The organism is Nostoc sp. ChiQUE01b (assembly GCF_034531255.1).
Classification (GTDB): domain Bacteria; phylum Cyanobacteriota; class Cyanobacteriia; order Cyanobacteriales; family Nostocaceae; genus Nostoc.
Genome location: NZ_JAVRBM010000153.1, coordinates 1 through 8611, shown reverse-complemented (window position 1 = coordinate 8611; position 8611 = coordinate 1). Strand labels below are relative to the sequence as shown.

The window sequence follows — 8611 nt, the reverse complement described above, 5'->3', positions numbered from 1 at the left end:
ATCCACTTTTTTTGGCTGGAAACTCGCTCTGGGCATACTTGTGTGTACACCGTAGCTCCTTGTAGGAGAGGGGTAGGGGAAGAGGTTCTTTCAACATTACTGAATTGGTGTTCTAGTAATTTAGAGTTCCCATGCAGCAAATTTTGTTAACACCAAAATCAATTCTGGCGTTGCATAATAGAGGGATGAATTGAGGGTATCTACTGTGCAATGTCCATACTGCGGATCTACGAAAATTCGTAAGAACGGAAAGCGAAGAGGTAAACAAAATCACATTTGCGTATCATGCGACGTGCGTTCCGCCCCGCTTCGCTAACGCCAATTTATTGATTTGTACGATCCACCAAAAGGATATTCTGAGGAATTGAAACAAGAATGCTTAAAAATGTACCTTAACGGTATGGGTTTTCGCGGGATTGAACGAGTGAAAGGAGTACATCATACTACTATTATAGAGTGCTTCCCAGTTCGGAAATTCTCGTGCGGTCATCATTAATTACCCTTTCTATTTATTTTAACTTGGCGAAATATTACTTAACATAAAAATGTCAAAACCCAGAACCTGAAACATCCCAAATTACTGACTTCGTTGATGACCAGAACAAGATGAACCGACTACCAAAGCAGATATTCATAGATGACGTTCTACCGCCGCCCTGGTTGCATCAACTTATTGCATTAATTGGTCAGAGTTTATGAGTAACCCTATTTCACATGAACAAGAGCCAGACTTTCATTTGTCTATTCAAGAGAGCCTAAAACAGCTTTCCGCTCAATTGGGATCTCCTCTGGATGAAACATCAGTCATGCAAATATACCAGAATGCATCCGAACTACTGAGCCACCTTTCCCCATCACCCCTTACTTTTGCCCGTGTTGCAGGAACATTACTGGTTTACCAAGTCCAAAACACAGAATCCGAAGAGATAAAGTGGTTCAATACTCAAGTCAAACAATGCTTGAACGAAGAAGAAGTTGAGGAGTTGATTGAATCGATATATCGCACTGATGCTTTATGATTGCTCTCTAACTAATTCATCAGCTTTAGTTCTTCGCGCTTATTATTTTTTGAACTAACCATTTTCATCAACTGCTGATTCAGGTAACTTTGGGCTGAAACATAAAGGTTATCCCAAATCACGGGATTACGGCAGATTTTACTCCCAACTGTATTACCTGCTAATTTCTCCGACACCAAGTATTTTTTGTAATAGTTCGCCCACAAATGTTGCAGAAAATCTTCAGCAAACTCATCAAAGGGAATTATCCAGTTGTACTGTTCATCCAAGAACACCCGATAGGCAGCAACTATGGGCATGGCAATATCAGCAGGTGCAGCAAACCCAAACGAGTATCGGCTGTCGGGCAGCAGCGTATTCTTGCGCGGGTCAATAGAGGCGAGGTCAACTACTCCCTTCCGTTTGGGCTTGGTGATATGTTCTTCGATTACCTGAAACAGCCTTTGCTCAATCCATAACCCCTTGGGCAGTAGCGGTAACAACTTTGACAGCCTTTCTCTTTCAGCCTCGCTCAACGACGGCGTGTTGCTCACAGGCGGGTGTTTGCTTCTGCTTTTAGAGTCTGGGTTGTATTTGTTCCTGTCCAGGCAGTTCATCAACTTAATGAGATGGTTGACATTACACTGGGGACTTTTGGGCGCACCGCTTTGGTTTTGGTAATAAGCAATGCGGAATTTGGTTTCTTGTTCGCGCTCTAGTTGAGCTAAAAACTGTTTGATGAATTTGTAATCACCCCTGGCGTTAACTTTAGAACGCGCATCTACTGGGGCAGATGTATTGGAAGCCAGGGCGATGTCTTTCGCCTCATCCTCACTTAACCCAATGTGGATTGTGACTTTTACCCTGGCTTCGGTAAGGTTGTACTTATAATCTCTAGCCTGCTGAAAAGCTAAAACAGTATGCCCTCCGTTAATAATGCCATCGCTACCGCCCTCACTAGCTTCCAGTATTTCTAGTTCTAGCTGTGTCTTTTTAGTGTTGGGCTTGACCTTGTTGGCACACAGTACGATTCCGCTATGCCTTGAGAAGAATTTTTCGGGTTCGGTTGTCAGTGAGTCGAAGATTTGTCTGTATGTTGAGCTTTTACGGTTGGGTTCTCGAATATTGGGTTCTAGCGGCAGGTCAGAAGGGAAGCTGTCAACGTGAACGGTAGCGATAATGCAGTGGGGGTTTGCATTGAAAAACTGGTCTACTTTCAAAGCCCAATTTTTTGGCATAGTCTTCAAAGCGCAGGAGTGTAGTGCATATTGATCCAGAGTACAGAATCTCGCATCGAATGGCACGTTTGTTAAGCACCTTTTACTACTCGCAAGCAAAAAGATGTTAGCTGAATATCAGATGTTGGGCTAGGAGTAGGTTTATTGGTTGAGACTCATGGGGAATCGAGCGATGGCTTTGCCAACGCTCCTGGCGAACGCATACAGCAAAATGGCGATCGCTCGATTTAGGAATCAGACAGTGAGATTAAGCCGCTGCGGACTTCTTGCGAGATTGTGAATCCGTTTGAGTTGTGGCTTTGTTGGTAGGCTTAGTGGTTCTCTTGGTTGTGGCGGATTGGGTAGATTTCTTGGTTGCCCTAGCTTTCGGTTGTACTTGGGCTGCTGGCGGCAGCAGCTTTAATGTGGAGAGTTGAAGTACAACAGGCTCTTGCTGTATTTCAGTTGGTGCAATTTCTGTAGTGAGTTCCCAAGGGTCAGGCAATTGCGCCAACTGTGGTTGTTCCCAAAGGTTTGGTCTTATTGCTGGTTCTGGTATTGGTGCAGCGACTGGCTCTTGTTGAAGGGCGAGTGCTTGAGAATTTGTAGCTACAGGTGCGATTGCTCTTAACGTTGGCACAGCCATCGCTCTGGTGTAGGGCAACTCGAACAAGCCGTTTACAAAGTCTATCACCATGATGCTGGTGAAACCCATGACGATGATGGAAAGTAACCAGTTGAGTGCGATTTGAATATCCATTTTTGTTCTCCTGAAGTAAAGGAGAGAGTTTTCATTGGTCATTCGCGTAGCGTTTGACTGCACGCTTTTGAGAGATTTAGGAAGTAGCAAAAGATTTAGGCACAAATTCTATGTGTGGAGAATTGAATTTGTACAAGCTTAATATTTCTGAAAAATTTGGCGTAGCCCAAGGGAGAGAATGCCCGATAAATCTGTAGTGATAACGCGGCAAATAGGCTAAAAAATCTGATGAGAAAGGCTAAGATTCAGATTGGTGGTTAACAACTTTCAACCATTAAGCCGCAGTCAACTAAACAATGCCTAGCAAAGAAATTCAAGTCAAAGAGTACACCGTCAGAGCGCACAAACGTCAGATACACACACGGATTTTTAATTTCGTCTGTAAGCAATGCGATCAATCAACTTCTCGTGAGACGTATGGCCCACGCCCCCTGTACTGCGAAACCTGCCGTCCTCCAGGGCCACCTAAGAAATCTTTAGTGACTGCACCTGCTAAGAAAGGTAAGCCCAGGGCGAAGACCTATAAAAGTGATGTGGATTTTCAGAAGTCGTCGTGAAGCGATCGCTGACTATAAACAAAATGCTTCTGGTCAATTGCATACCAGAAGCATCGAGTGTAATTTGCTTGAAAGGGGGATTTTCCCCGTTGACCGAACAATTGTACTATAAGAGGAGTTCAAAACTTTCTATTGGGAATCTAAAATCATAACGATGACATAAACTTGCTCCTAAATCTTTGTGTTTGAGCGAGTAGAAATTCTCAACCTATCTTAGTGATGCAACAGCAACAGACAATCCAAACCTATCTTCAAGCCATCGAAATTTACAATGCCGCTTTGAGGTCTGCCCCTCAAGATTGCTAGATCGGGCGGTGACTTTACAAAAATTGGGGAATTGTTTTTTTCAGTTATCCCAGAATTCTAAAGCACTTGAGTGTTACCAAAGTGCAATGAAAGTGTTTGTTCAATTACCGCCAGGCAATAAGCATCTTCGCTGTTTAACTCAACAGATAGAACGACTGAGTAATAGTGATTAAAGAATTTAGCTATTAAAAAAGCTGGTGTAATGTTGTACAGATAGATTCAACTGCTTAATATACTCAGATGTAAATCAAATTTTTCAAACTGTAAAGCACATTTCATTTTGATATTCGACTGGAGGTGATTTTGGCTGTTTAAATCTTCCAGGTTTTGGAAGCGATCGCGTTGCGAGTCGATTCATCATTTGAAGTTTCTGAACTGCTTGCCATATATACGTTTTAGCAGTTTTAAACTCCGGAAAAAGTGGAGTTTGTGAGAAATCCGGGCGAAAGCTATACGATTTAAAATTGAGTTAAATCCTAATTTGCCTACCTTACAACCATCATGTCATCTGCCTCCCTTGTTCCTGATGAGTCGAAAGTTCCGCAATTGACCCAGACACAGCTTGTCCAAGCAGAAATAGCTCAACAAGATTCAAACACTCAACCCAGTGCAGAAATTTCAGCAACCGAAGCTGAGGGAGCTAATCCTGAGCCAGGTTCAACAGATGAGCAGGAAAATTTGGATATCCAGTCGCAAATAGACGATATTGAAACCTTTGGGGCAATATTTCAAGCTGTTGGCTTAGTGACTGGGGAAGTTCAGTTTAGTGAGGATGGCAAAGGCACAGTTAGTATTGGTTGTCATCAATACGACCTGTTATATACGCGTCACAAGTTGAGAGTATTTCAGGCTCTCAAGCGAGAGATAGAAAATAGCGGCAACCATCTTCAACGCTTAGTTGTATATCCTAAAATCATTCACTTTCCGAAAAAAGAGCAGCCGCATCGAATGGGTTTTCAGTTAGTGGGTTTTGACAAAGGAAGATTTGAAGAAACTATTTCTGGTGAGTTAGAAGACTTAGAGTTTAAGCTATCAGGGCTGTGGCAGTTTATTCCGGTTTGCTCAACGCCCTGTATATCTGTGTTTCGTAACTTTAGCCGTGAAAGGCTGGAATACATTAAGCAAGCACCGCCAGCCCAAAAGGTGAGATACATGAAAGCCAGCCATGTACCTTTGCTGTGGAAGGATGCAGCAGTTAGACCCTTCAGATTTAACCCTAAAGTAGCAAAAGAGGAGCAAGGAAAACGAGCATTTGTGTCGCTGAAGGCAAGATTTCTGCCTGGGCGAGATGTGTTTGGTTTTGTGGCACTCACAGCCCCACCTCAAGAAACTGCACCCCGGTACTTAAAAGCCTCCAGACAGGATAAGGCTACCGTGCAGCAAGAGGCGAAAAAGAATCAGCCTAAACAGCAACGACCATCTAAAAAAGATAAATTAGGTGAAAATCAAAATACTCATAAACCTCAGCCCAAACCAATACCCAAGAAAAAGTCCCAAGCGAGTGAGGAAACAGTTGAAAATTAGCCAGATATTGCTAGAAATTCATATATAGCCTCACTGGGCTTACGGCCTAAGTATTTTTTGTTAACTAATCTTTAGTGTCTTAGGTATCACTCTATTTCAGCAAGTCTTGTATCTGAGAAAGCAGGCTATCTAACTTTGCTCGTTTATTTGGATCGTTCCAAATATTTGCTTTCTTTAGCTGTTGACCAATCTGGGAATATTTCTGAACATAGCTGTTGGGATTTTCCTCCCCATTGATATTCAGTTCTTGTATTTTTTGCTTGATTTGGCTTAAACTCAAATTCTGAGCTATGGCTATCTTAAGTAAGTCTCTGCGCTGTTCCTCATTTCTAATGCGAGCGATCGCTCTAGCTTTGGTAAACTCAATTTGACCTTCTCGTAATGCTGTTAAAATCTCAACAGGCAGATTCAATAAAGGTAAACGGCTTGTACGGAAGGATTCAGAAGAAAATCGACCAATACTAGCAATAACTGATTCAATAGTTTGAAGCTGGAGGGAAACGTTTTCCTCCAATTCTTTGCTACGATTTTTGGCATGATTAGCACGATGTAAGACAGAAGTAACTTCATCATGACTTATGTTGAGTGTAATAGATAGCAGATCGAGGATTGCTTCAGTTTCTTCAACAGGGTTCAAATCTTCGCGTTGCAAGTTTTCTATCAAAGCCACTTGAAGAGCTTGTCGATCGTCAAGTTCTTTACTAATGATAGGAACGTCAGATAAATTAAGTTCTTGTGCTGCTCGATAACGCCTTTCACCAGCAACTAACTCATAATTTCCATTTGTTAATGGACGAACCAGCAAAGGTTCTAAAATGCCATGTTCTTGAATTGATTTAACTAATTGAGCTTGCTTTTGGGGATCGAGATAACGGCGTGGTTGTTTGGATGGAAGTTTAATTTGTTCAATTGGTATAGTTTGAGAAGATTGAAGGCTGGTTGGATCGGTAACAAATTTTTGGGCAATAGATGCTGCCAGCCCTTGACTAAGCGGTTGCCTCATTTTAGGCATTCAAAACCTCCAACGCTTTCTTAAATAATTGTTCAATTTCCCGTTTAGCAATTCCTGCGGTAGAGCCTGATAAATCAAATACTGTAGCGTTTTGTCCGTAGCAGTCGGCAATTACTTGTCTTTGATGAAGTACATCTTCTAAAACGATGACATTTGGCATCAGTTTTAATACTTCAATCGCTTCATCTTTTAATTTAGTCCCTTTTACTGCTCGATTAACAAACATTACTGCTTTTGGTTCTCCACGACGAATCCTTTGAGCTTGCTGAATTAAACGCACCGTATCAGAAGCACTTTCTAGATCAACACCCGTAGGTTGACAAGGAACAATTACTAAATCAGCGGTTAAAATTAATGCTCTCGTAGTTTCAGATAAAGCAGCAGGCCCATCAGCAACAACCCAATCGTAACTATCTACCAACTTAGGTAACTCATCTAACAGTGCATCAGGTACTTGAATAATTTGGCAGTAAATATCATTTTCTAAGCGTGCTAGCCATTTAGAAGATGAGCATTGAGCATCAGCGTCTACAACTAAGACAGTTTTACGTTGTTTTTGCAGCCAACGTGCAAGATGCACAGCAACTGTTGATTTTCCGGCTCCTCCTTTTTGGTTGATAACTGCGATGATTGGCATAGCTTAAGTTTAAAAACACATAGTAAAGTTTACGGTAAATTTACGCTTTTGAACTTTGTACTGCATAAACTTGGTTATGTCCAACTAAATACAGCAAGGGGTCGCCCATTATACCTATAGAGGTTAATGGGTGGGGAATTGCTGCCAACTAACAAATTGAGCAATAGCGAATCATTGCTTTGAAAAAGCATATTCGTAGCCATCAGCTTTGTGAACGGTTGTTAGATATTTAGGATGAACATCAAATCGCCTGTCAGGTAGTAGCAACATGAAACTAGGTCGAAACCGAATCGCAATTCTTCCTGTATAACTGCCAGCATATTTTCCAGAAGGAATGTCTGCTTTTACGATGTCTCCAGTAGTGAACCCCATAAAAAATTTAGCTTTTGGAGCATGAGCTTTTGGAAAGCCGTACTTATCAGTGCGGCATCTTTGACGAGTACCATGTCCTTTAGCGTTGATAATCAACGGTTTTACCCCATTCAAAAGTAACCTTGAGGGTGTTGATGCGCCGACACAAGCCGCATCCGTCCAGTGGTGTTTTTCAATTTCTCTAGTTTGACGATTAAACTTTGTTCTGCCACCAGAGCCTAGTTCCACGGGCAGTCCAGTTAATTGGAGTCTGCGGTACAATTTCCATCTTGTTATATTAACTGCTGTTGCATCTTTGAGTGGTGTTTTGGCTTGAGCTAGAACACGCCTGAGTAATTCTGGTTTTTGTGCAAGAAACTGCTCAACTGGCTGATTACTTTTAGCTTGGTTGCAGCCGTGACAAGCAATAGTCAAATTACTCACGCGATCGCTTCCGCCTTTCGATTTGGGATGAATATGCTCAACCTCAAACGGCACATTCTCTACATCACAGTAGGCGCATTTTCTTTCCCACTTTTGGAGTAAGTATTCGCGCACTTCAAAGCCGAATAACTCACCCTGTTGATATTCGACACCCCTTATTTCAGGATTTTGGAGTTGTTGCAAATCAAACCGTACTAACTCTTGAGAGATTGCCGTAATTGGACAAATTTTTCTGAATCGTCGCACCCAAGTTTCAATGTTAGCGACACGGCTTTCAAGTGATGGTGGTAGCCATCCCCCCCTGCGTCGTCTGTTGAGAAACCTGGGTTTACGATAACGAGTTCTACGTGAGCGTCGCCCTCGGCGCAACGCTCTACGTGATTCAAGAGAGTTTTTGATTTGTTGTCCTCTATGGTGTATTTCAAATCCGCCTACAACCCGTCCCCTACATTCCTGAACTATAGCCACTCCTGTGACTTTGCTACCAGGGTCAATTTTTAGGCGATGGGGATGAGTTGTGGAGTTTTCCTCTACTCTATCCTGCATCACAATGGTAAACGGGTAGCGTCGGTAAACTTTAGCCCTCCCTTTTTTGAGTAATTCTCTTGCCCGTGCTGGATGGCACGGGTCGAGTGGTTGTAAATTTTGGTCTAGTACGAAAACTCGCATTACTTTGAACTCTCAACAAATGTTGGTAAGGTTTGCCTCGACAATGTTACTCAGCTTTGTTATGTACAACTCACTTCCTTAACCAGGGCGGCCGCATCTTATTTACTAATAAAAATTAAAACAAATCTGAAAATGT

General features: G+C 42.2%; 8 protein-coding genes and 1 pseudogene. 4 read left to right on the top strand and 5 right to left on the bottom strand.

The window, feature by feature from the left end; all coding sequences use genetic code 11:
- Window positions 1–205: 205 nt before the first annotated feature.
- Both RMY63_RS40550 and RMY63_RS40545 read left to right on the top strand, forming a co-directional pair.
- Window positions 206–454: pseudogene (locus RMY63_RS40550) on the top strand (transposase-like zinc-binding domain-containing protein); the annotation flags it as partial.
- Between the two features lie 241 nt (window positions 455–695).
- Window positions 696–1019 carry a hypothetical protein gene (locus tag RMY63_RS40545; RefSeq protein WP_322734076.1) on the top strand — a complete coding sequence of 108 codons (324 nt, stop codon included), beginning with the start codon at window positions 696–698 and terminating at the stop codon, window positions 1017–1019.
- 11 nt (window positions 1020–1030) lie between these two features.
- On the opposite strand, the gene RMY63_RS40540 is transcribed toward RMY63_RS40545, so the two are convergent.
- The gene (locus tag RMY63_RS40540) at window positions 1031–2236 is read right to left on the bottom strand and encodes an AIPR family protein (protein WP_322734075.1); all 1206 of its coding nucleotides are present in this window, start codon (window positions 2234–2236) and stop codon (window positions 1031–1033) included.
- Window positions 2237–2483: 247 nt separating this feature from the next.
- Window positions 2484–2975, bottom strand: a complete 492-nt coding sequence (locus tag RMY63_RS40535) for a hypothetical protein (RefSeq protein WP_322734074.1) — start codon at window positions 2973–2975, stop codon at window positions 2484–2486.
- Window positions 2976–3271: 296 nt separating this feature from the next.
- On the opposite strand from RMY63_RS40535, the gene RMY63_RS40530 reads away from it, so the two are divergent.
- Both RMY63_RS40530 and RMY63_RS40525 read left to right on the top strand, forming a co-directional pair.
- Window positions 3272–3532, top strand: coding sequence for a hypothetical protein (locus tag RMY63_RS40530; RefSeq protein ID WP_322734073.1), 261 nt, complete (start codon window positions 3272–3274; stop codon window positions 3530–3532).
- A gap of 807 nt (window positions 3533–4339) precedes the next feature.
- Window positions 4340–5362: a hypothetical protein gene (locus tag RMY63_RS40525; protein WP_322734072.1), complete on the top strand. Its 1023-nt coding sequence runs from the start codon at window positions 4340–4342 to the stop codon at window positions 5360–5362.
- Between the two features lie 91 nt (window positions 5363–5453).
- Here RMY63_RS40525 and RMY63_RS40520 read toward each other — a convergent pair whose 3' ends face one another.
- From RMY63_RS40520 to iscB, 3 genes are all read right to left on the bottom strand, one after another.
- Complete coding sequence (locus RMY63_RS40520) at window positions 5454–6374, bottom strand: ParB/RepB/Spo0J family partition protein (protein WP_322734071.1); 921 nt, start codon at window positions 6372–6374, stop codon at window positions 5454–5456.
- Window positions 6367–7011 (bottom strand): AAA family ATPase, encoded by a 645-nt coding sequence (locus RMY63_RS40515; protein ID WP_322734070.1) that lies wholly within the window; start codon window positions 7009–7011, stop codon window positions 6367–6369. Before RMY63_RS40515 ends, RMY63_RS40520 begins: the two co-directional genes overlap by 8 nt.
- A gap of 171 nt (window positions 7012–7182) precedes the next feature.
- Window positions 7183–8475, bottom strand: coding sequence for an RNA-guided endonuclease IscB (gene iscB, locus RMY63_RS40510; protein ID WP_322734069.1), 1293 nt, complete (start codon window positions 8473–8475; stop codon window positions 7183–7185).
- Window positions 8476–8611: the final 136 nt, after the last annotated feature.